20 protein-coding genes and 1 pseudogene are annotated in these 22,229 nt (G+C 64.3%); 12 read left to right on the top strand and 9 right to left on the bottom strand.

The window, feature by feature from the left end; genetic code table 11:
• The first annotated feature begins 24 nt into the window (after positions 1 to 24).
• The 5 genes from L0U81_RS31560 (at position 25) to L0U81_RS31535 (ending at position 3,677) form a co-directional block, all read left to right on the top strand.
• Positions 25 to 783, top strand: a complete 759-nt coding sequence (locus L0U81_RS31560) for an SDR family NAD(P)-dependent oxidoreductase (protein WP_233809762.1) — start codon at positions 25 to 27, stop codon at positions 781 to 783.
• Between the two features lie 51 nt (positions 784 to 834).
• A complete protein-coding gene (locus L0U81_RS33630; RefSeq protein ID WP_267957354.1) occupies positions 835 to 1,338 on the top strand; it encodes a thiamine pyrophosphate-dependent enzyme in 504 nt (167 codons plus the stop codon).
• 36 nt (positions 1,339 to 1,374) lie between these two features.
• Positions 1,375 to 2,826 carry an aldehyde dehydrogenase gene (locus tag L0U81_RS31545; protein ID WP_233809760.1) on the top strand — a complete coding sequence of 484 codons (1,452 nt, stop codon included), beginning with the start codon at positions 1,375 to 1,377 and terminating at the stop codon, positions 2,824 to 2,826.
• 231 nt (positions 2,827 to 3,057) lie between these two features.
• Positions 3,058 to 3,291 carry a type II toxin-antitoxin system Phd/YefM family antitoxin gene (locus tag L0U81_RS31540; protein ID WP_233809758.1) on the top strand — a complete coding sequence of 78 codons (234 nt, stop codon included), beginning with the start codon at positions 3,058 to 3,060 and terminating at the stop codon, positions 3,289 to 3,291.
• Positions 3,288 to 3,677, top strand: coding sequence for a type II toxin-antitoxin system VapC family toxin (locus tag L0U81_RS31535; RefSeq protein ID WP_233809756.1), 390 nt, complete (start codon positions 3,288 to 3,290; stop codon positions 3,675 to 3,677). The genes L0U81_RS31540 and L0U81_RS31535 overlap by 4 nt, the downstream gene beginning before the upstream one ends.
• 100 nt (positions 3,678 to 3,777) lie before the next feature.
• Here the strand turns inward: L0U81_RS31535 and L0U81_RS31530 are convergent, their stop codons facing one another.
• A complete protein-coding gene (locus L0U81_RS31530) occupies positions 3,778 to 4,818 on the bottom strand; it encodes a LacI family DNA-binding transcriptional regulator (RefSeq protein ID WP_267957353.1) in 1,041 nt (346 codons plus the stop codon).
• A 227-nt stretch (positions 4,819 to 5,045) separates the two neighbouring features.
• Here L0U81_RS31530 and L0U81_RS31525 point away from each other — a divergent pair, with 227 nt between their 5' ends.
• The 5 genes from L0U81_RS31525 to L0U81_RS31505 all read left to right on the top strand — a co-directional run bounded on the left by L0U81_RS31525 (position 5,046) and on the right by L0U81_RS31505 (position 11,366).
• Positions 5,046 to 6,191 (top strand): ABC transporter ATP-binding protein, encoded by a 1,146-nt coding sequence (locus L0U81_RS31525; RefSeq protein ID WP_233809752.1) that lies wholly within the window; start codon positions 5,046 to 5,048, stop codon positions 6,189 to 6,191.
• Positions 6,192 to 6,211: 20 nt separating this feature from the next.
• Positions 6,212 to 7,447 carry an ABC transporter substrate-binding protein gene (locus L0U81_RS31520; protein ID WP_233809750.1) on the top strand — a complete coding sequence of 412 codons (1,236 nt, stop codon included), beginning with the start codon at positions 6,212 to 6,214 and terminating at the stop codon, positions 7,445 to 7,447.
• A gap of 16 nt (positions 7,448 to 7,463) precedes the next feature.
• Complete coding sequence (locus tag L0U81_RS31515; RefSeq protein ID WP_233809748.1) at positions 7,464 to 8,411, top strand: carbohydrate ABC transporter permease; 948 nt, start codon at positions 7,464 to 7,466, stop codon at positions 8,409 to 8,411.
• 15 nt (positions 8,412 to 8,426) lie between these two features.
• Positions 8,427 to 9,278: a carbohydrate ABC transporter permease gene (locus L0U81_RS31510; RefSeq protein ID WP_233809746.1), complete on the top strand. Its 852-nt coding sequence runs from the start codon at positions 8,427 to 8,429 to the stop codon at positions 9,276 to 9,278.
• Positions 9,279 to 9,362: 84 nt separating this feature from the next.
• Positions 9,363 to 11,366: a beta-galactosidase gene (locus L0U81_RS31505; RefSeq protein ID WP_233809744.1), complete on the top strand. Its 2,004-nt coding sequence runs from the start codon at positions 9,363 to 9,365 to the stop codon at positions 11,364 to 11,366.
• Between the two features lie 354 nt (positions 11,367 to 11,720).
• Here the strand turns inward: L0U81_RS31505 and L0U81_RS31495 are convergent, their stop codons facing one another.
• Positions 11,721 to 12,083, bottom strand: a complete 363-nt coding sequence (locus L0U81_RS31495; protein ID WP_233809742.1) for a hypothetical protein — start codon at positions 12,081 to 12,083, stop codon at positions 11,721 to 11,723.
• Between the two features lie 85 nt (positions 12,084 to 12,168).
• Here L0U81_RS31495 and L0U81_RS31490 point away from each other — a divergent pair, with 85 nt between their 5' ends.
• The gene (locus L0U81_RS31490) at positions 12,169 to 12,591 is read left to right on the top strand and encodes a hypothetical protein (protein WP_233809740.1); all 423 of its coding nucleotides are present in this window, start codon (positions 12,169 to 12,171) and stop codon (positions 12,589 to 12,591) included.
• 248 nt (positions 12,592 to 12,839) lie between these two features.
• Here L0U81_RS31490 and L0U81_RS31485 read toward each other — a convergent pair.
• A pseudogene (locus L0U81_RS31485) lies at positions 12,840 to 13,031 on the bottom strand (helix-turn-helix domain-containing protein); the annotation flags it as partial.
• Between the two features lie 132 nt (positions 13,032 to 13,163).
• On the opposite strand from L0U81_RS31485, the gene L0U81_RS31480 reads away from it, so the two are divergent.
• Complete coding sequence (locus L0U81_RS31480; RefSeq protein WP_233809738.1) at positions 13,164 to 13,559, top strand: DUF4280 domain-containing protein; 396 nt, start codon at positions 13,164 to 13,166, stop codon at positions 13,557 to 13,559.
• A gap of 48 nt (positions 13,560 to 13,607) precedes the next feature.
• On the opposite strand, the gene L0U81_RS31475 is transcribed toward L0U81_RS31480, so the two are convergent.
• The 6 genes from L0U81_RS31475 to tssE are packed head-to-tail and all read right to left on the bottom strand — an operon-like array spanning position 13,608 to position 22,229.
• Positions 13,608 to 14,174, bottom strand: coding sequence for a toxin-antitoxin system YwqK family antitoxin (locus L0U81_RS31475; protein ID WP_233809736.1), 567 nt, complete (start codon positions 14,172 to 14,174; stop codon positions 13,608 to 13,610).
• 7 nt (positions 14,175 to 14,181) lie between these two features.
• Entirely contained in the window at positions 14,182 to 16,170 is a 1,989-nt protein-coding gene (locus tag L0U81_RS31470) for a type VI secretion system Vgr family protein (protein WP_233809734.1), read from the bottom strand.
• Between the two features lie 42 nt (positions 16,171 to 16,212).
• Positions 16,213 to 18,876: a type VI secretion system ATPase TssH gene (gene tssH, locus L0U81_RS31465; protein WP_233809732.1), complete on the bottom strand. Its 2,664-nt coding sequence runs from the start codon at positions 18,874 to 18,876 to the stop codon at positions 16,213 to 16,215.
• Positions 18,873 to 20,000 carry a type VI secretion system baseplate subunit TssG gene (gene tssG / locus L0U81_RS31460; protein ID WP_233809730.1) on the bottom strand — a complete coding sequence of 376 codons (1,128 nt, stop codon included), beginning with the start codon at positions 19,998 to 20,000 and terminating at the stop codon, positions 18,873 to 18,875. The genes tssH and tssG overlap by 4 nt, the downstream gene beginning before the upstream one ends.
• Complete coding sequence (gene tssF / locus L0U81_RS31455; RefSeq protein ID WP_233809728.1) at positions 19,964 to 21,751, bottom strand: type VI secretion system baseplate subunit TssF; 1,788 nt, start codon at positions 21,749 to 21,751, stop codon at positions 19,964 to 19,966. The genes tssG and tssF overlap by 37 nt, the downstream gene beginning before the upstream one ends.
• The gene (gene tssE / locus L0U81_RS31450; RefSeq protein WP_233809726.1) at positions 21,735 to 22,229 is read right to left on the bottom strand and encodes a type VI secretion system baseplate subunit TssE; all 495 of its coding nucleotides are present in this window, start codon (positions 22,227 to 22,229) and stop codon (positions 21,735 to 21,737) included. Before tssE ends, tssF begins: the two co-directional genes overlap by 17 nt.

Below are 22,229 nucleotides of genomic sequence, written 5' to 3'. Positions count from 1 at the left end.
CAATTCGATGGAGACGGAGAACAGATGAGTTTGTTGAGCGGAAAGACCTGCCTGATCACCGGGGGCGCGGGCAGTATCGGTATGGCGACCGCGCGCCTCTTTCTTGAGCACGGCGCGCGCGTGATGCTGGTCGATCTGGACCCCTCGCTGATTGAGTCGGCGCTCGCTTCGCTCGCGAATCCCGACGCCGCGGGTATCGCGGCCGATGTTGGGGATGCCGACGACACAAAACGTTTTGTCACTGCGACGGTCCAGCGTTTTGGCAAGATCGATGCAGTGTTCGCCAACGCTGGCGTATTCGGGCAGGTCGCGCCGGTCACCGACTATCCGGACGAAGTGTTCGACCTGGTCATGCGTGTTGCGGTCCGCGGCAGCTTCCTGACGTGCAAGCATGCAATTCCGGCGATGAACGACGGCGGCTCGATTGTGCTGATGTCGAGTGTCATGGGACTGACGGCCGACCCAGGGGTTGCCGCCTATGCGACCTCGAAACATGCGGTGGTCGGGCTGATGCGCGTTCTCGCGAAAGAACTCGCACCGCGCAGGATACGTGTCAACTCGGTTCACCCGGGGCCGGTGGCGAATGAATTTCAAACCACGATCGAGCGCTCGCTCGATCACGTGCTGAACACTGACGCGACCGCGTTTCTCGACAATGTGATCCCACTGCATCGTCACGCGGACGCCGCGGAGATCGCCAATAGCGTGCTGTACCTCGCATCGTCGCTGAGCAGCTTCGTCACTGGAGCCACGTTGCCGGTCGATGGCGGCATGAGCAGTTGATTGCCGTGCACGGCAGACTGGAATACAAGCCTTTGTAAAAGGAGATTTGCGATGACAGTCGGCGCGCCGCAACTGAACAGCGGGCAGGACGGCAGCAACCGGGCTCCCCATTCCGGCAGCTGGACCGTGCGCGACTCGGTAATCGACTTCGCGCGCCGCGTCGGCATGACGTCAATCTTCGCGAACCCCGGGTCGACGGAATTGCCCATGTTTCGCGATTTTCCCGCGGATTTCCGCTACGTGGTCGGCCTGCAGGAAGCCGTCGTCGCGGGTATGGCAGATGGCTACGCACAGGCCCAGCTCAATCTGCCCATCACCTTCGTCATCCTGAATAACACGCGCTATGCCGCATTGCAGGACTTCGCCCCCGTTTTCGGTTTCGGACCGACCGATCCGGTTCAGGGCACCGATCTGCCTGGCCTCGATTTCGTCACGATGGCCGCGGGGATGGGCTGCCCGGGCGTGCGGGTGAGCGCGGCGGCGCAGTTGCATGATGCGCTGCGCAGCGCGCTGATGGTAAGCGGGCCGATGCTGGTGGAAACCGTCGTAGCCTGAACTGCATAACCCATTCACAAAAAGAGGAGACAGACGATGAAGACCGTATCGATGCTGATCGACGGCGAACAGGTTCAGGCGCGCAACGGCGCGACCTTCGAACGCCGCAATCCGTTAGATGGTGAAGTGGTGACGCGCGCCCCCGCGGCGAGCGTTGATGACGCCGTTGCGGCCGTCGATGCCGCTGCGCGTGCGTTCCCAGTGTGGTCGGCCATGGGGCCGGGTGAGCGGCGCGCCCTGCTCACGAAGGCCGCGCATGCACTCGAAGCAAAAGCCGACGCATTTGCCGCAGCGATGGCGGCCGAGACAGGGGCGTCTGGAATCTGGGCCGGCTTCAACGTGCATCTCGCGGCGGCGGGACTGATCGAAGCCGCAGCGATGACGACGCAGATCGCCGGCGAGCTGATTCCGTCGGATGTGCCGGGCAGCCTTGCCATGGGCGTGCGCCAGGCCGCCGGCGTCGTGCTCGGTATCGCGCCGTGGAATGCGCCGGTGATCCTGGCGGTGCGCGCGATTGCGCTTCCGCTTGCGTGTGGCAATACGGTCGTGCTGAAGAGTTCGGAGATCTGTCCGGCCACGCACGGACTCATTGTCGAGGCGATGCAGGAGGCAGGCCTGCCGCGCGGCACGGTCAACTTCGTGACGAACGCGCCAGCCGACGCGGGAGCGGTGGTCGAGGCGATGATCGCCCACCCGAAAGTGCGCCGCGTGAACTTCACCGGTTCGACCCACGTGGGCCGCATCATCGCGCAGACCTGCGCGCGTTATCTGAAACCGGTGGTGCTGGAGCTGGGTGGCAAGGCGCCGCTCGTCGTGCTCGACGACGCGGACATCGACGCAGCCGTGAATGCGGCTGTGTTCGGGGCATTTGCAAACTCTGGACAAATCTGCATGTCGACTGAGCGCATCATCGTCGACGAACGGATCGCCGATGCGTTCGTCGACCGTCTCGGCGCTCGCGCAAATGCGCTGCCGTTGGGCGATCCGCGTCAGGGACCGGTGGTGCTGGGTTCGGTAGTCGACATGAGCACCGTCGAGCGCTGTAACGCACTGATCGACGATGCACTTGCCAAGGGCGCAACGCTCGTCTGCGGCGGCAGGGCCACCAGCACCCTGATGCCCGCGACGCTGCTCGATCGCGTGACGCCAGACATGCGGATCTACCACGACGAATCGTTCGGCCCAGTGAAGGGTATCGTACGCGTGCGCGGAGAGGAAGCGGCGATTGAGTGCGCGAATGACAACCCGTACGGGCTGTCGTCGGCCGTGTTCAGTCGTGATACGGCCCGCGCGATCAATGTCGCCCGGCGCATCGAGTCGGGCATTTGCCACGTGAACGGCCCAACCGTTCACGACGAGGCGCAGATGCCTTTTGGCGGCGTGAAAGATAGCGGATTCGGCCGGTTCGGCGGCAAGGCAGGCATTGCCGAGTTCACTGAACTGCGCTGGGTCACGGTGCAAACGACGCCGCGTCACTATCCGTTCTGAGAGGGCGCAGGCGACATTTCGATGCATGCTTCCCCGCCCTCGATCTTGACCGTGTCAGTCTTAATCGTGCGTTCGGGGCGAACGACGGCGTAGCGTTTAGAAGCGCGGATGTTGGAGAGAGCTTCCTGGCAGCAATTTGAAGGTTGATAACGAACATCTGGCCGCGAACCACAAGCGTCGCGGCCAGATGCAAAAAAAATAGCCGTATAAATTAGCTGGGTGGAGACTGCAATGGAAAAGAGAGTATCGAAGGCCATTTTCAAGTCCAGGGCATGCGAGCTATTCCGTCAGGTCGAGATGCTGGGAGAAACCGTGATCGTCACGGATCGCGGGCAGCCCACCATCGAAATCCGGCCGTACCGCAGCAAGCGCGAGAATCCACTCGAGCTGCTGCGTGCCTCGATCGTGCATTTCAATCTGAAGCACGCTCCCGAGACGGTTCCACTAGAGCAGGAGGAGCGATGATCACGCTCGATACGCTTGCGCTGGTGTGCTGGCTCGGCAGGCAGAAGGCATTGAGTCAGGCCGCGCACCATGCGATCGATCGGGAACTGGACGGCGGCGAAATCCTGATTTCGGCGATCAGCGCGCTCGAAATCGCGGAGTTCGTCAAGGACGGCCGTCTGGGACTGTCGATGAACACACGCAGCTGGCTGTCGACCTTCGTGTCGATGGATCGTGTGCGGATGGTCCCGGTCGACATCGAGATCGCGCTTCGCGCGGCCACACTGCCGCTCACGCTAACGTCCCACCAGAGATTGATCGTCGCCACCGCTCGCAACTTCGGCGGCGCGCTCGTCACGTCGGATGCGAAGGTGCGCGCGTCGACTTACGTGGAAACGATCTGGTGATCTGTGCGGCGCTCCTTTGTCCGGACCGGTTCGGTGGAGTGGCGCACGACCGGCTCCGCCGGCAGCGTGATATTGCTGCAGGGCGCAATTGCGAATCTGGTTAGTTTCGCTTGACGGGTGCGGTGGAACCACGTTTGACGAGAAAGGGCTTGGACGTCTCGACTACGCTCTCGATGCCGGGGTGTCCCGACATCAACGCGAGCAACAACTCCACGCTCCTGAATGCGATCTCCTCGGTGGGGATCGCGACGGTGGTGAGCGAAGGCCGCGAGCGTTGCGCGGGCTCGATATCGGTGATGCTCACGACCGACAGGTCGCGCGGCACGTTCAGGCCGAGGTCGGCTGCCGCATTGAGCGCCCCGAGCGCGGGGAGGTCGTTGGAGACGAAGAGGGCGGTCAGGTCCGGGTGCGCCCTCAGCAATTCGAGCGCGGCGTCATAGCCGCTTTCGTAGCTGTCGCTGACGAACCGTTCGTCGGCGGCGCTGGCGCGGATGCGCGCGCTGCGCAGCGCGTCGCGATAGCCGCGGTAACGGCCTCGATGGATGCCCATCTTGGGGCTGCCGATGACGGCGCCGATCCGTCGATGGCCGAGCTCGATCAGGTGATCGGTGGCGATCCGCCCGGCCGCCTTCGAATCGAATGCAACGCATGGAATGCCGGGCGGTTCGTCGGGCAACTCCCAGATGCTGATGACGACAGGGATGCCGCGCGCCTCGACTTCGCGCAACTGCTCGACGGGCAAATCGCCATGATTGGCGACCAGCACGCCATCCGCGAGCGACCCCCCGACTTCCTCCAGAAAACGTGTGCCGCCGTCCTGCTCATGATCGGTATTGCAGACCAGCAGGTATCGTCCGTGCCGAAGGGCCGCCAGATTCGTCGCGAGAGTGTATTCCGGGTAGAACGGGTTGGTGATGCAGCCGAGCATCAGGGCCAGCGTCGGCGCTTTCCGCTCAACGAGCGCCCGCGCGGCCAGGTTGGGGCGATACCCCTGGCGCTCGGCAACCTCGAGCACGCGCCGGCGCGTTTCCTCGCTCACGCGCCCCTTGCCGCGCAACACGTTCGATACCGTCATGGGTGAAACACCCGCATGTTCCGCAACGTCCTTGATGGTCGCCGCTGCGTCTCGTTTCCTGTCCATCCGAGTGAGCCGTCCGCTGAGGGGCTGTTAGTCTGAGACGCAATATAGCGTTAGCGCGGAGGGGACGCCAGAGCCGGATATCCGGGCAAACCACGACGAAATTTACGCTTGCAACGGCGAGGCGCACGGCGTACATTCCGCAACCAGAACAGAACGTTTTCTGACGCGATGGCCCCTGGGGCCATTTTTCAGCACCGGTTGATTTAACGTTAAATCAAGGTGAAAACATGGCTGCAATCACGTTGTCGGAAGTGTCCAAGGCGTACGGCGAGCATCCGCCGGTGCTGCGCGACATCAACCTGGAAATCGGCGCCAACGAGTTTTGCGTTTTCCTCGGCCCGTCCGGCTGCGGGAAGTCAACGCTGCTGAGGATGATCGCGGGGCTCGAGGATCCGAGCGAAGGCGAGGTCAGGATCGCGGGCAAGGTCGTGAATGACGTGCCGCCGTCGCAGCGCGGCGTGGCGATGGTGTTCCAGAGCTATGCGCTGTTTCCGCACATGACGGTGGCCGAGAACATGGGCTTCGGCTTGAAGCTCGCCAGGACACCGCGCGATGAAATCGGGCGCAGGGTCGGCAAGGCGGCGCAAACGCTGCAGCTCGACGCGCTGCTCGAGCGCAAACCGGCCGCGCTGTCGGGCGGGCAGCGGCAGCGGGTGGCGATTGGCCGCGCGATCGTACGCGAACCAGGCGTGTTCCTGTTCGACGAGCCGCTTTCGAATCTGGACGCCATGCTGCGCGGGCAGACGCGCGTCGAAATCGCCCGGCTGCACAACCAGTTCGCGCAGGCCAGCACGGTCTACGTCACCCATGACCAGATCGAGGCCATGACGCTGGGCGACAAGATCGTGCTGCTGCATGCGGGCAAGGACGCCGAGCGCTTCGGCAGCATCGCGCAGATCGGCGCGCCGCTCGACCTGTATCACCGCCCGAACAGCCGCTTCGTCGCAGGCTTCATCGGCACGCCCCGCATGAATTTTCTGCAGGCCAAAGTCGTGTCAAGCGATGCGCTCGGCGTCGCGGTACAGCTCGACGGTTCTGGCGAGATGCTGCGCGTGTCGGTGTCCGGCGCCGCGTTGACGCCTTCGCAGCCGGTCACGCTCGGCATTCGTCCCGAGCACTTGCAGGCAGGAAAGCCGCCTGCGGCCGATAGCGCCGAGATGCCGCCGCAGGTCATCGCACGCAAGGTCGCGCTCGTGGAACGGCTTGGCGAGCAGAGCTATCTGCATCTCGACGACCCGGCCGGCGCGATGCTGCTGGCGAAGGTGCAGGGCGACACGGCCAGCCAGCCAGGCGACACGATTCGACTCACGGTGCCGGCGCCATGCTGTCACCTCTTCACAGCGGACGGCCGCGCCGTGCCGCCGCTTCATTAAAGACAATCCGGAGACACTTCATGAAGACGATTCGCCGACTGCCGGCGCTTGCCGCCGCGTTAGCCCTTGTCACCAGCGCTCATGCGGGCACCTTGAACTTCAACGTCGCGTTCAAGGGCGCTAATCAACGTGCCCTGTGGGAGAGCGTCATCGCCGACTTCGAGAAGGCGAATCCCGACGTGAAGGTGAAAGCGAATTTCGTCGAGGAGGAAGCGTACAAGGTTCAGCTGCCCGCATGGCTCACGACCGTCGCGCCCGATGTCGTCAAGTGGCACGAGGGCGAGCGCATGGCGTACTACGCGAGGCGCGGCCTGTTTGAAGACCTGTCCGCCGATTGGCAGAAGAACAACTGGAACACCGAGTTCGCGTCGCTGAAGCAGGCCTCGTCCTACGCTGGAAAGCAGTATGCGGTTCCGACCGACTATTTCTCGTGGGGGCTCTTCTATCGGAAGGACCTGTTTCAGAAGGCTGGCATCGCAAGCGAGCCGAAGACCTGGGACGAGTTTCTCGAAGCCTGCCGCAAGCTGAAAGCCGCGGGCATTGCGCCGATCGCCGTGGGTGGCCGCGATGCGTGGACGCTCGCGGCGTGGTTCGACTACCTCGACCTGCGGCTGAACGGCTACGCCTTCCACATGCAGCTGATGAACGGCCAGGTGCCCTACACGGACGCACGCGTGAAGAAGGTGTACCAGGCGTGGAAGACGCTCATCGACGAAAAATACTTCATCGACAACCCGCTCTCGTACAGCCTCGACTCAGTGCAGCCGCTCTATATCCAGGGCAAGGCCGCGATGATGCTGATGGGAACTTTCCTCTCAGCCGGCTTGCCCCCGTCGATCAAGCCGGAAACGGGCTACTTCCAGTTCCCGGTGGTCGACCCGAAGGTGTCTGCCGCCGAAGACGGGTCGGCGGAATGCCTCAACATCCCGGCGCGCGCGACGAACAAAGCGGACGCGCGGCGCTTTCTGGCGTACATCGCCCGGCAGGACGTGGACGGAAAGTATGCCGCCGCGTTCGGCTCGTTGCCGGCCAACAACCAGTCTCCGCTGCCGGAAGATCCGATCGCGCGCAAAGGCTTCGACATCCTGTCGAAGACCACGACCGGCATCGCGCAGTTCTACGACCGCGACATGACCAAGGAGATGGCCGACGAAGGCATGAAGGGGATGCAGCGCTTCGTGAGCGACCCGTCCCAGCTCGATGCGATCCTCGCTCATCTCGAGCAGGAGCGTCAGCGGATCTACCAGAAGTCGTAACCGGTCGAGGCTCATCATGCGCCCGTTGCAGAGCACGCAGTCCACGCGTCCCGCGGTATCCGCCCGTGCGGGCAAGACTGGACGCGCCGAATCCCGCTCACGCGCCCGCGCGCCACTTGCGCGCAGGCGCATGCGCGCAGCGTGGTTTTTTCTGCTGCCCGCGTGCGTGATGTTCGGCGTCTACGTCATCTATCCGATCGTCAGCAGCATCGTCCTGAGTTTCTACAGCTGGGACGGCATGAGCGAGAAAACCTTCGTCGGCCTGGCGAACTACGTGGAGCTTCTGCACAGCGACACGTTCTACGTCGCGCTCAGGAACAACGTGGTCTGGCTCGCGCTGTTCCTGCTCGCGCCGCCTGTCGGGCTCGCATTTGCGCTGTACCTGAATCAGAGCGTGCGGGGCATGCGACTCGTGAAGTCGCTGTTCTTCTCGCCGTTCGTGCTGTCCGGCGTGGTCGTCGGTCTCGTGTTCAGCTGGTTCTACGATCCGTCGTTTGGCTTGCTGAAGGTGTTCGTCGGTCACGGTATCCCGGTGCTCGGGGACGAGCGCTATGCGACTTTCGGCATCATCGCGGCGGCGCTCTGGCCGCAAATCCCGTTCTGCATGCTGCTCTACCTGACGAACCTCACCGGCATCAATCCGGAAATCATCGAAGCCGGACGGATGGAAGGGGCGCGAGGCTGGTCGCTGCTGTGGCACGTGGTGCTGCCGCAGTTGAAGCCGGCCACGTTCCTCTCGGTGGTGCTCACCGTCATCGGGGCGTTGCGCAGCTTCGATCTGATCGCGGTGATGACCGGCGGCGGTCCGTTCGACAGCTCGACGGTGCTCGCATATTTCATGTACGACCAGGCCATCAAATACTTCCGCTTCGGCTATTCCGCCGCGATCGCAGTGGTGCTCTTTCTCATCATGCTGGTCTTCATCGTCTATCAGCTGCGGCGCCTGCTGCATGCGGATCGCTAAAGGAAAGGAATCGACATGTATCCCATGCCCGTTGCGAAATGGAGGCCGGCCAGCCGTGGGCTGTACAAGGCATCGCTGCCGATCGCGCTTGTCGTCTGGCTGCTGCCGCTCGTCGCCGTGATGGTGACGTCCGTGCGTTCGTCGAACGAGCTGATGGAAGGCAACTATTGGGGATGGCCGCGCCAGTTCGCTCTCTTCGAGAACTACCGGACGGTGCTGGTCGACTCGCCGATGCTGCATTACTTCGTGAACAGTTGCCTCATCACGATTCCGTCGGTGGCGGGGGCGATCGCGCTGGCGTCGATGGCCGGGTTCGCGCTCGCGACCTATCCGTTCAAGGCCAACGCCGCGCTGCTCGGCACCTTCGTTGCCGGCAACTTCGTGCCGATTCAGGTCCTCATGATCCCGGTTCGACAATTGACGCTGAGCCTGGGTCTGTTCAACACCGTCGGAGGGCTCGTGCTATTTCATCTTGCGTTTCAGACGGGGTTCTGCACGCTCTTCCTGCGCAACTTCATCAAGGAGCTGCCGTTCGAGCTGATCGAGGCCGCGCGGATCGAAGGGGCGAACGAGTGGCAATTGTTCTGGCGCATCATCCTGCCGCTCATCGCGCCCGCGCTGGCGGCTCTCGCCATTCTCGTCTTCACGTTCGTGTGGAACGACTACTTCTGGGCCTTGTGCCTGACGCAGGGCGACGATGCAGCGCCGATTACCGTCGGCGTCGCCGCGTTGAAAGGGCAGTGGACGACGGCATGGAACCTCGTGTCAGCGGGCTCGCTGCTGGCGGCGCTGCCCTCGGTCGCCATGTTCTTTGCGATGCAGAAGCATTTCGTCGCCGGCCTGACCTTTGGGGCGACCAAGGGCTAGGGCGAATTTCATTTCCGCGGCGGCACGAACCTCTCTGTGCAGCCGCCCCGATCACTCAATCAGAACTCTTTCAGGACGATCCATATGAAGGTCGGAGTCGACTATTACCCCGAACATTGGGACCCCGCGATGTGGGAGCAGGACGCGCAGCGGATGCAGGCAGCGGGGATTCGCATCGTGCGCCTTGCCGAGTTTGCGTGGTCTCGGCTCGAACCGAGAGACGGCGAATTCGACTTCGGCTGGCTCGACGCCGCCATTTTGACGCTGGCGAGCCATGGCATCGAGATCGTGCTCGGCACGCCGACCGCGACGCCCCCGAACTGGCTAGTCGAAAAGCATGCGGATGTGCTGCCCGTCGACAGCAAGCGTCAGCCTGTCTATCCGGGCGTGCGCTGCCACCGCTGCTACAACAGCCCCTCGCTGCGCCGGCACGCAGAGCGCATCATCGGCCGGTTGACGAAGCACTATGGTTCCCATCCGGCGCTGATTGGCTGGCAGACCGACAACGAGCTCGCCGCGAACGATTGCCACTGCGAGCATTGCACCCGTGGCTTCCGTACGTGGCTGCAGAAGAAGTACGGCAGCCTGGAGAATCTGAACCGCGAGTGGGGCACAGTGGTCTGGAGCGGCGAATACAGCGCGTGGACGCAGGTGACGACACCGCTGGGCGGCTCTCCCTATCTGAACCCGTCGTTTCTGCTCGACTTCCAGCGCTTTTCGTCGGATTCGGTGACCGACTTCAACCGGTTCCAGGCCGAGCTGATACGCGCGAACAGTCCCGGAAAATTCGTGACGCACAACCTGTGGGGCTATCCCGTCACGACCGACTACTACGATCTGTTCGACAGCATGGATTTCGCGTCGGTCGACTACTATCCGAGCACCGATCTCGCCGACGATGCAAAGTCGAGGGTCTACCACGGCGCGCTTACGCACGATCTAACGCGCGGCGTGAAGCGGAAGAACTACTGGGTCATGGAGCAACTGAGCGGTACCCCTGGCTGCTGGCATCCGATGTCGCGCACGCCGTTTCCGGGCATGATCCGCGCCCACGCGTGGCAGAGCGTTTCGCGCGGCGCGGACGTCGTGGTGCATTTTCGCTGGCGTACGGCGCGCGTCGGGGCGGAGCAGTTCTGGCATGGCTTGCTCGATCATCACGGCGTGCCGGGCCGCCGCTTCGCGGAGTTCGAGCAATTCAGCAAGGAGGCGCAAAAGCTCACGCCTTTGCTGGAAGGCACGACGCTCAAGAATGACGTGGCCATGCTGTTCTCCCATGAGCAGCTCAATGCACTTCGTATCCAGCCGCAGTCCGACGGCTTCGACTACCTCGGCAACTTCAAGCAGATGCACGCCGCTTTCGTGCGGCTGGGGATCGGCACCGACGTCATCAATTGGACGGAGGCGATCGACGCCTACAAGCTCGTGGTTGCGCCGTCGCTTTATCTGCTCGACGACGCTGTGGCCGGCAAGCTGCGCCGCTATGTCGAGAGCGGGGGCACGCTGGTATTGACCGCGCGGACCGGTGTCAAGAACATGAATAACGTCTGTTTGCCGGGACGTCTGCCGAATCTTCTCGACGACGTGACCGGCGTGCAGGTCGACGAATACGATCCGGTGGGACGCGACGTGCAGCAAGTCGCGCTTTACGGCAACGAGCGGTTCGGCTGCGAGCAGTGGTGCGACATTCTGGAGCCGCTGTCTGCCGAGACGATCGGGACCTACGCCAGCGAGTACTTCTCCGGCCGCGCGGCAGTGACGCGCAATCGCTTCGGCAATGGCTTGTCGTACTACCTGGGCACCGTGCTGGACAGTGACGCATATCGCGTCTTTTTCCGGCGCTTGGCGGAGGAAATGTCCATCGAATTCGTGCTGGATCTACCCGAGGGAGTCGAGCTGTCCGTGCGCAGCGGCAACGGTAAGCGGCTGCTTTTTGTGCTGAACCTGACGAAGGAGCCGAAGCGTGTGTCACTGCATGCTCGCGGGGCGGCAAGCGCGCTCACGGGCGAGCGCAGTGTTGGGGTGATCGAGCTTGCTCCGGGTGGTGTCGAGATTCTCGTGGATGAGGAGGCTCACCGGCTCCATTTCTGAGGTATGCACAATGGCTTTGTCGTAGCAAGAACCGTTGCCTTTGACAGCGTCGGCCCGTGACATTCGCGCAGCTTCTCGCACGCCAGCGTCGACCCGAAATCGGCGTAGCGCTCGGGCAGCAGCGCCATGACACGGGCCCGCGGATCGACCGGCAGTTCGCGATTGCTGGGCCGGCCACGTTTGCCCGTGTCGAGTGACGCGGCAAGTGAAAACCGCGACGCTGATTCCAAAGGGCTTTTTCACTAACGGTGGCACGCATGTCCGGGCCTGTGCCGTGGAATGTGAAAATTCCCGATGGTTACGCCACAACTGGTGAGAATTTCCAACGTAGGGCAGCAGGTCTAAATCGACCGGTCAGATTGCAAATCTATGCAAGCGGCATACGGCAATATGCGGCCACAAAGAGTCATTCGACTGCGTCGCGGGAATCGTCGACAACCCACCCACCGGGGGGCGGTCTCGTGAAGCGAGCGGATTACTCAAGAATTTCCGCTGTTTGCCGATATCAAAGTCGAGCGTCTTTTCATTGAAGCCGAAACTTGTGACCCTGCGATTCAAATCATGGCCGCTGGCGTTCGCCTTGAGCGCAGCGTGTGCCCGTATCGTGGCATGTCTGAACGCCTGATTTAAGCATTCGACGTTTTCGATCTTCCGACCGCGTTCAAGATCTGGTTCTCGCGCACCCTTGTCGCGATGGCGATCGGCGCGATCGCCCACCGCTTACCACCACGTACCGCGAATTCCTGGGCCAACCATGCTACGCCACGACACCTCGAGTCTCCGACACGCTTTCACCGGCATCATGTTGGTTGCGATTTCCTGGCTGGTAACCGGCTGTAGCGACGGGATATCAGAGGCCGACGTTGCATTCGTTACCGCCGGGACGCCGCCCCAATTCGAATCATTACGGATGTACGGCGCCGCCCCGGACAACATCGCCCCGGGCAGCGGCAACGCTCATGCCGCTGGCGGGCTTCACCAGGGATGCCAGGCGATCATCCGCTCCGGGGGCCGCGTTGTGCGCGAGACGGTGATTTTCGAGGACGCGCCGGGCATCTCCTTCGATCTTGATGTCACCCGTACACCCAACGGCTGGAGCGTTACTTCGGACGGACTCACACCGCCGAGCACCGATCCCGTCGGTTTCCGCACGCGGTTCACCAACTGCGTGAACGCGATCCGAGACAAGTATGCAGCCGAACCGGAAAAGGCTCCGTTCAAATAAGCTTCGATGGTGCTGTGCGCTCGGTTTTTTTCGCAGTGTCGAGTCTTGATCTGTGTGACGGGTGGGCCGCAACAGACACCCGGCAAAGCGAGCGACCGTTTTCCGGCGACTCGAGAGATCGCTGTGGGTCGAACTGAGACAGCCACGGGCCGCGCACGCTCGGATTGAACGCCGCCCGCCCAAAACTTTTCACCAACTGTGTCAACAGTTTTTCACTTACCTGGCACAGTTTTCACTTTCTGTGGCACCCGACAGCCCGATACCAGTCCGGCCACACCAGCCGCACGATAGCGCAGCACGAGACGCTCAACCTGGCGCACGCTCAGTCCCAGCCGTTCGGCCGCCTGGCCCGGCTTGAGCCGGCACTCGGCCACTGCCTCAATGACCTTCAGCCGATCCACTTCACGCATCGTCATCGTGATCGTCCCAGTCGCGTTGATCGCCGGCGCTCACTGAGGGGTGTCGGCGATCAACCTGCAAGCGCTCGCTATAGAGCCTGCACGATCCGTTGGATATGATGGCAGCGGCCGTGCTCCATCACTGTTCCGATATCATTCCTGCCGAGGTGAATCATGCCGAGCCCCCATGTCTGCTCCGGTGCCACACTGCAATGCTCGTTTGGCGCAGCGCCCTCGGTGCTGAACGTCTTGCCCACCCATCGTGCAATGGTTGGCGGCGTACCGGCCGCGACGATCATGGATTCGATTCCAGTCGCCAACGTCAGCCCATTCGGCATGTGTCAGAGCGCGGCCAATCCGACCGTTATCGCCGCCACCGCAGCGGCGCTCGGCGTTTTCACACCGATGCCGTGCATGCCGGCCACGCCCGCGCCGTGGATTCCGGGCGGCGCGCCCACGGTGCTCGTCGGATCGATGCCAGCGCTTGATGCGCAGGCGACGCTAGTCTGCATGTGGGCTGGCGTGATCAAGGTCGTGCAACCGGGGCAGGTCACCACGCTCGTCCCCTGAGCGTCTCCTTGGTTTCCCCGCCGCGGCATGCAACCCCGCGGCCGCCCCTCAAGCCGACGACCCCGCTTGCGATCCCAAAGCGGTCTGCCACCAGTGCCTCCAGCGCGATATGGGCTTGCCGTTCGCATCGAGCGGCCTTCCATCGCTCGCGAAGCGTTCCGCCTGCGCGACCGGCTTGCCCGCATTGAACATCTGGCGTTCCGCCAGACGGCCGTTCGGATGGAACCGTTGCAGCGTGCCCTGCAGCTTGCCTTGCCGGTATACCGCGCGCTCCAGCACCGTTCCGTCCGGTAGCCGGATCCTGGATTCGCCATGCAGCAGGCCCTGCGCATAGTGGGCCTCGCGCTGCACGCTGCCGTCCTGGTGGTAATACACCGCCTTGCCGTGGAGCTTGCCATCGCGATAGTTCAACTGCGCCGAGCGGGAGCCGTCCGGATAATTCATCGCCGCGGGCCCATGCAGTACGCCATGCGCGTATCCAAGCGTCGCGACGGGCACGCCGCCGGCCTGCACGCGTGCGACACCGTGCAATTTGCCGTCGATGGTCGTTGCGTCGATCCGCGAATCGCCGCGCTCGATCGACACATTTCGGGCCTGCGCAGGAGTCTGGGTCATGGCGGGCCTAGTTGATCTGCACGATGCCGCCCTTCACGGTCAGCATGCCTCCGCCGTCCACGGTCTGCTCGGCGGAGGCCTTGTTGGACACGCTTAGTCCCTCGTTCGAGAGCGTGCCATCCGATTTGTTCGTGAGCGCGGTCCCCGCCTGATTCGTCAGCGACATGGCGGCCTTCTGTGTGATCGACCCGTCGCTCTTTGCCGTGAGGTCACCGGTGCTTTGCAGCGTGAGCGTGCCGCTCACCTTGATTGTCAAATTGCCGTCCACTGTGAGTGTCATGTTGCCTGTTACGGTCTGGTCGAGATTACCGCCCACCGAACGCGTCTCGTCGCTGCCAGCCTTCACAGTGCGCGTGCCCTTGATGTCGACGGTCTCGTTGCCCGTCTTCACGGTCATGCTGCGATTGCCCTGTTCGACGACGAGTGTATCGTCGGCGCCCTTCACCGTATGCGTGCGGGCGTTCTTGATCGTGCTCGTTTCGTCGTGGCCGATCGTCCAGGCCGCATCGTTGATCACGTTCGCGTTCAGGTCCTTTTGCGCCTGCAAAAAAACTTCTTCGCTATCCTTTTTATCTTCGAACCGCAGTTCGTTGAAGCCGTTTCCGCCCTTGCTGGTATTCGTCTTGATCCCCGATTGCGTCTGGTTGTCGGGCAGCGTGTACGGCGGCTGATTGATGCCGTTGTATATGCTGCCCGTGATGAGCGGCCGATCCGGATCGGCATCGACGAACGTCACGACCACCTCATCGCCCACGCGCGGCATGAACTGCATGCCGAAGCCCTTGCTGGCCCACGGCTGCGCGACGCGTATCCAGCACGAGCTTTGTTCGTCGTTCTTGCCGTCGCGATCCCAGTGGAACTGGACCTTCACGCGGCCTGACTTGTCGGTCCACTGTTCTTCGCCACTCTTGCCGACGACCGTTGCGGTCTGCGTCGGCATGATGGGGCGGCGCGCGGTGCGCGCGGGACGCCATGTCGTCGCGGCGGGAAAGGCTTCGAAACGGTTGCGATAGCGGTCGTGATCCGCCTCGTGTGTCACGCTGCGCACGACCCATTCGACGTTCGCGCTGTCGTCTTCGTGACCGCCGAGCGTAAAGCGATACCCAGGGGTGAGTGCGCGGCAGTCGCTCTCTCCGACGAGGAGGCGCGTCGCCGCGCGCAAGGCGTCCACGCGCTGCTTGGCGAATGTGGAGCCGCTACCGCTCGTGGCGTAGCGCCCCGGATACTCGTAGACGGTGGGCGCATCCGAAACGGACTGTGCCTGCGAATACAGCTGCGAGGAAGGTGTCGCCCACGCATAGTCGTCATGCGAGAAAAGACCCGCGGCGGTGTCTTCGACGATCTCGCAGTAGAGAATCTGCGCGGTCTCGCGTGCAGCGCTCGTGCCGGACGCGCAGTTCAAGGTCGCAAAACCGGGCAGCGTGACAAAGGCATCGTTGCTGTCGGCGATGACGAGCGTATGGGTGCCCTCGGCGTGGCGGAAGAAATAGAACCAGCCTTCCTCCTCGCACAGGCGGCTCATGAACGTGAAATCCGACTCCGCGTACTGCACGCACCATTCGCGCGTCGCGGCAGTACCCGTCAGCGAGAACGTGTAGTCCGTCATGCCGTGTCCGGCGAAAACCGCCTCGATGATTTCCTGTGCCGACTTGCCCTGGAAGACGCGATTGTTGCTCGAAAGCGTGAGCAGCCACGGCCACGCATTCAGCTCGAGCGCGAAGTGGCTCGCGTCTGTGGTCGACGGCAGGCGCGCGGCGCGCGTGCAGATCGCATCTATGAGACGGGGTGTTTCGCCCCACGCGAGTGAGACAGTCGCATGCTGTCCCGTCATCGTTGCTGGCGCAGCAGCGGGAAGACCGCCCAGCACGCGAAGACTCAGCGTCGACGGCGTGTCCAGCGCTTCGCGCGCTTCAAGTCGCGCGGGAAACATCGACGTGAAAGCGGAACCGCTCAGGCTCATGCGGGCTTGCGTATCGGCGGGAATGGGGCGGCTCATCGCGGAGTCAGTCGGCGGTTTGGGTGAGAGAGTACGGGAGCGTCATTCGAGCGCCCACTGAGCGAGCGTGCCGATCAGTTCGTTCATAAGCACGTTGTCGATCTCACGCGCGCCAGCGGCACGGCAGCGCGCGAGCACCGCGTCGATGATGCCCACGTCGAATGCGAACTGCTTGCCCGTCGCATCGCGATAGCGCGCGCGCAACTGCTCAAGCTTCTTCTCGATGATGGCGCGCAACACGGTGTCGTCGAGCGCGGCGTAGGGCACAGCGGTCATACGGGCGAGAAAAGCGGGGCGAAAAACCTGCAGCAACGCTTCGCGAAGGCTCCGCGCGAGCGCATCGGTTGAGAGCGCCGAGGCGGGCGTGTTCAGCAGCAATTCGGCGCCTACATTGCTCGTCGCGAGTATCACGGTATTGCGAAAGTCCACTACGAGCCCGGTGCCGTCTTCCATCACACCCTTGTCGAATACGTTGTAGAACGCTTCCAGCACGTCAACGTGGGCTTTTTCGATTTCGTCGAGGAGCACGACGCTGTACGGACGACGGCGCACCGCTTCCGTGAGCGTGCCGCCGCTGCCGTAACCGACATAGCCCGGCGGCGCACCGCGCAGTTGCGAGACGGCGTGCGCCTCCTGATAGGCGGCGAGGTCGATCACGATGAGATTGCGCTCGCCGCCATAAAGCGCGTCGGCGAGCGCGTATGCCGTTTCCGTCTTGCCCACGCCAGTCGGCCCGACGAGCAAAAACACGCCGACGGGACGCGACGGATCGGCGAGCCCCGCACGCCAGGCCTGGATGCGCTTCGTGATGCGATCGAGCGCGGCGTCCTGCCCGACGATGCGCTGGGCGAGGCGACCCTTGAGCGTTCGGACCGCGTGAACTTCGTCGGCGAGCATCTTGCCGACCGGGATGCCCGTCCAGTTCGCGATCACGGCGGCGATGATCTTCGAATCCACGCAGACGGGCACCATAGGGTCGTCTTCACGTATCGCTTCGAGGCCGCTTTCGAGGCGCGCCAATTCCGCGGCGAGATCTTCGGGCGGGTCGGTGCCGTCGGCCGGATCGGTGGAATCGGCTGCATCGGTGCCGTCTGTTGCGGAGCCGTCGGCCGCTGTGCCGCCGGCTGGATCGTCGCCCGGCTGCGCCGCCAGCGCGCTAATGCGCGCACGCAGCGCCAGAATTTCGCGCACGGTGGCCGCCTCTGCATGCCAACGCGCTTCAAGTTCCTTCACGTATGCAGCATTGCGCGCGTGCTCTGCGTCGAGCCCCGCAAGACGCAGCGCGTGATTCGCGCCCATCAGCATTTCCGCGCGCAGACGCAGTAGTTCGTCGGAGAGCGCGCGCTGGCGATGGCGCGCCGTCTCGAGCTGGGGCGGGGTATCGCTGTGTGCAAGCGCGACGCGCGCGCAGGCGGTGTCGAGCACCGCGATCGCCTTGTCGGGCAACTCGCGCGAAGAGATGTAGCGGTGCGAAAGCTTCACCGCGTCGACGATCGCCGCGTCTTCGATCACCACCGCGTGATGGGCCTCGAACTTCGGCGCGAGCGTGCGCAGCATCGCGACGGCGGTAGGCTCATCGGGCGCCTCGATCTGGACCAGTTGAAAGCGCCGCGCGAGCGCGGGGTCGCGTTCGAAGTACTTTTTGTATTCGAACCATGTCGTCGCCGCAATCGTCCTCAGTTCGCCGCGCGCGAGGGCGGGCTTGAGCAGGTTCGCGGCATCGCTGCCCCCCTCGGCGCCGCCCGCACCAATCATCGTGTGCGCTTCGTCGATGAAGAGCACGACCGGCCGCGGCGAGCGGCGCACTTCGTCGATCACCGCGCGCAGGCGCCGCTCGAATTCACCCTTCACGCCCGCACCCGCCTGCAGCAGCGCGAGGTCGAGCATTCTAAGCGACACGTCCGCGAGCGCTGGCGGTACTTCTCCCGCAGCGATGCGCATCGCGAGGCCTTCGACGATCGCCGTCTTGCCTACACCCGGCGCGCCGACGAGCAAAGGGTTGTTCTGCCGGCGCCGCAGCAGGATGTCCACGGTCTGGCGGATCTCCGCGTTGCGGCCGACGATCGGATCAATGCGCCCGGCCCGCGCCTCGGCGGTCAGGTCGAGCGTGTACTGGTCGAGCAGGGCCGGCGCTGCGTCGGAGGTGCCGGGCGTGGTGCTCACGCGGGCCACGCCAATTGTCGCTTCGGCCGCAGGGGGTTGCGCTGGCGGCGTGGGCGAAGCGGCGGAGGGCGCCTCGACCGGCGCGAGCCAGTTCGAAAAATTCGCGCGCAACGCGGCACTCGCCACGCGCATCAGCGACGGCGCGGACTGCGCGGTGCGCGCACGCAGCATGTCGTTTTCAAGGAGTGCGATGAGCAGCGTCGCCGCACGCACACGCGGCTGCTGGAGCACGACGCTCGATTGCACGAGCGCGTCCTGGAGCCACACCAGCAGCTCGGGCGAGAACGAGGGTGTGTCGGCATTGCCGCGCTTGAATCGTGCGATGGCAGCCCTGACTTCGACCGCGACAGCCGCGCATTCGAGTCCGAAGTGAGGCAGGACGCACCCGAAGTCGCCGCCGTCAGTCTCGACGAGCGCGAGCAGCCAGTGCTCGACTTCGACCACGAAGTGCGATTCGCGCAGGCACTGCAGCGCCGCGCGTTCGAGGGCCTCGTGAGGCTCGCGCTCGATACGTGCGACGAGCGACTTGAGATCGAGCGTCACGGCAGGGATGCGGCGTAACGTGCGCCAGACGGCGCGTCAGCTTCGTGCGGGGCGAAACGCGCCAGTCTCGCGGGGGCGGTTTCGGCGGCGCCAGCCCACGCGGTCCAGCCGAGGCGCAGCGGTGCCGCGCGCGACAGTCGCGGACGCGGCAGTTCGCCCGCCGAAAGCTGCAGTTCGAGATGCACCCGCAGTTCGGCGCCGAACCAGGCAGACGCCAGCGCATGCAAGGCCACATGCATGTTCGCGCCCGGCAAAAACGCTTCGTATTGCTCACGACGCAGTGGCCCGAGGCGCACGCGAATGCCGCGATGTTCGTCCCAGATGCGCGTTCCAGCCACGGCGTCCACACCGAGACGGCGGTTGCGGCCGGCTGAGCCGATGGCCGTGCGGCTCGCATCGGGCAGCGTTCGCCAGCCGCCCGCGAACGGTGTGGACCGCACCGTTACGCCGAAGTGATGCTGCGCCATGACGTCAAAGCCCGCGAGCGAGCGCCGGCGGTTCGCGAACAGCCCTGCGCGCGCGAGCAGCGCGCGCATGTCGAGCCCGGCCTGCGCGCGCTGCGCTGGCGCGGCCGGGAACGCCACGCCCGAAGTCGGCCAGACGAGTCCCGTGAGCGCGCGCAGCGCCACATCGGTCGGGCGCGCCAGCGAGGCTGGCAACGGTTCGGCGCTGCGGTACTTGCGCTGCGCGTGATAGAGCAGGGCGAGCAGCCGGTGCTGGAAGATATCGAGGAAGGCCGCGGGCCCGCTGTCCTTGCGTCGCAGACGATCCTGCAGCCACTCTTGCCACGCGCCGGGCAGCGGTCCATCGGGGCCGCCCAGCGCAAACGAATTGACCTGCAACTGCGGCCGCCCGGCGGCTTCGGGGCGCGCGTCCGGATCAAGCGCGAGCGAGCGCGGCATATCGCGTTTCAGCGGCCCCAGCACGCTGGCAGGAAACGCGGGCGACAGCGTACCGCTGAACGCCAGCGCCTCCTCGCGCGGATCGAGCCCCGTACCGGGCGGCCGGGCATGCGGCTTCAGCAGTTCGAGGAGTCGCACCGCCTGCGCAAACTCGAACGCATGCGGCGCCTCGAACAGCCGCTCGGTCAGAGTGCGAGCGGGCTGCCCGTCATCGGCCGCCATGTGTGGATCTCCCGACCGTCGCATACGAGCACGGTCTGCACGAAACGGTTGACGCTCGCGTAGAGCGAAAAGAAATGCGCGAGCACGCCGGAGAACAGGACCGGGCTGGCACCGACGAATTGCGCTTCGTCCAGTTCGATACGAACGCGCAGACCGTTGCGCCAACCGCGCCAGACATCCGTGCCCACGTGCGCGACGATCGCCTCGCTCGACACCCCGGCGATGCCCGCGATCTGGCGTTGCGCTGGCGCCTCGTTGCCAGGATTGTGCAGCACGAGCATCTCGCGTAGTGTCCGCAGCGCCTGAGGGCCTTCGACGAGCGAGACGTGGTTCAAGACGAGCTGAGACACGAGGCGCCACCGCGAACTGCCGTCGAGTGTGGCCGTGATCTGACGCGTCGGACGATGCGCGAGCCGCACGCTCGCGACGGGGCCCGGCACTTCGAACGAAAGCGCGGTACCCGGCGCGAGCCGGTGGGCCAGATGCCGGTTCGTACACAGCAGCTCCGCGGTGAGCGTGCGCTGCGCGGGCAGCGCAGGATCGAAACGCGTATCGACGAACGTCAGCATCACGTCGCTTCCCGGCCGGGACGGATGCAGTCCGGTGACGCGCCGGGCATGCCAGTAGACATCGGACGCCACGCCATGGCCTGCGCCGTGCCACGGCGGAACGTCGTTCACGGTGCGACCCGCGACGATGCGCACATTGCTCAACGAGTAGATCTCGGTGCTCGATTCGCGGTGCGCGTCGGGACTCACGCGCATTTCGCGCATCGTGCCGTCGGGCCTTATCGGCTCGGAGCTTCGCGAGAAGAGGTTGATAGCAGGCGTGCAGCCGAGCGTGAAATCGTGCGGATGCAGTGTCAAGCGCCCGCGCGGTGCCGCCGTGAAGCCAATAACCAGTTCGACGCGCTCGCTCGCCTGCGGCGGCGGCGCGAATGGCAAATCGAAGAAGGTAAATTTCTCGGGAAACGCGAAATACTCAACGAGCAGACGGCATGCCGGATGCGCGCCGTCTTCGAGCGGCAGCAGCGCGTCTTCCTCGCCGAAACCGACCGGAGCGGGCACGCCGAGCTGGCCGTGCAGCGTGCCATCCGGCGTTCGCAGCCAGGAAGCGGCGCTGTGCGCGCCCAGCAGATCGTAAAGCGCCGCGGCGGTCACGGGCGAACCCGCCAGCCGAACGCGAAGACGCTCGATCGGGAGCGCACCGAGCGGAAATGCTCCGGTGGCGCGCAGTGTGAGGCGCAGCGCAGATTGCAGCGAGGCATCGCCCGTGAGCGCCTGAGCTTCTTCCGCATTGAGCAGGTGCGCTGCATCGAGCGCGAGCGGCCAGAGCGTGACCTCGGAACTCGTGCGCCAGTGGATTGCCGTGCCGCTCGCGTCGACGTGCAGCAGCGGCGTGCCGCGCGGCACGCGGTAACCGGTAGCGATGCTGCCTTGCGTCGGATCCGGCTCGAAGTGCGCGATCGTCATGGACGGCACCGGCCGGGAAGCGTACGGATAAAGCTGTTCGAGCAGGCCGTCGGTGAGGGTGGCGTATTCGTCGTCGAGTGTGCGCTGGATGCGCGCCGTCAGGACTGCAAAGCTCTCAATCAGACGCTCGACGTGCGGATCGGCGCTTTCACCGGACCCCAGTTCGAGCCGGCGCGCGATCTTCGGATATCGCTCGGCAAAGCTCTCGCTCGCATGGCGCAGCCAGATCAGCTCGCGCTGATAGTAGTCGAGCAGTTCTTCGTCAAGCGAGTCGTTCATCAACAATTCCGATGGACTGCATATCGCCGTCCAAACCGGCGACGTAGGTCACGGGATGCTCCACGCCATCGTTACCGCGCAACGTTCCCATGACGCGCAGGCACAGGCGCCAAGGTGTGCCTGCTTCGGGCTCGATCTTCACGCGCGGACCGCGCAGACGCGGCTCGAACACACGGATGGCAACGGCTATCTCGCGCTCGATCACCGCCCGGTCCTCGGCGCGCGCTGCATCCTTCGCACTCCAGTCGGGCAAGCCGTAAAGCAGCACATCAGGTGCACGCGGTACGCGCGGCTTGCCACGGCGCGTGTTCAGAAGCCGCAGTAGCTCGGCGCGGACCGATGCGCGCAGTCCATCCGCATCGAGCATGCGTGCAGCGGGTTCGCCAACCCGCTCCTCGCGCTCGAATGGCGCGTCATCGGCCAGCCGCTCGAAGAGCGGCATCGGCGCGATGAGTGTGCGAGAACGGCTGTCCGGCAT

The sequence above is a fragment of the Paraburkholderia sp. HP33-1 genome (assembly GCF_021390595.1).
In the GTDB taxonomy this organism is placed as follows: Bacteria; Pseudomonadota; Gammaproteobacteria; order Burkholderiales; family Burkholderiaceae; genus Paraburkholderia.
The sequence above is the reverse complement of the archived record's forward strand: the minus strand, read 5'-3'. Positions and strand labels throughout refer to the sequence as shown.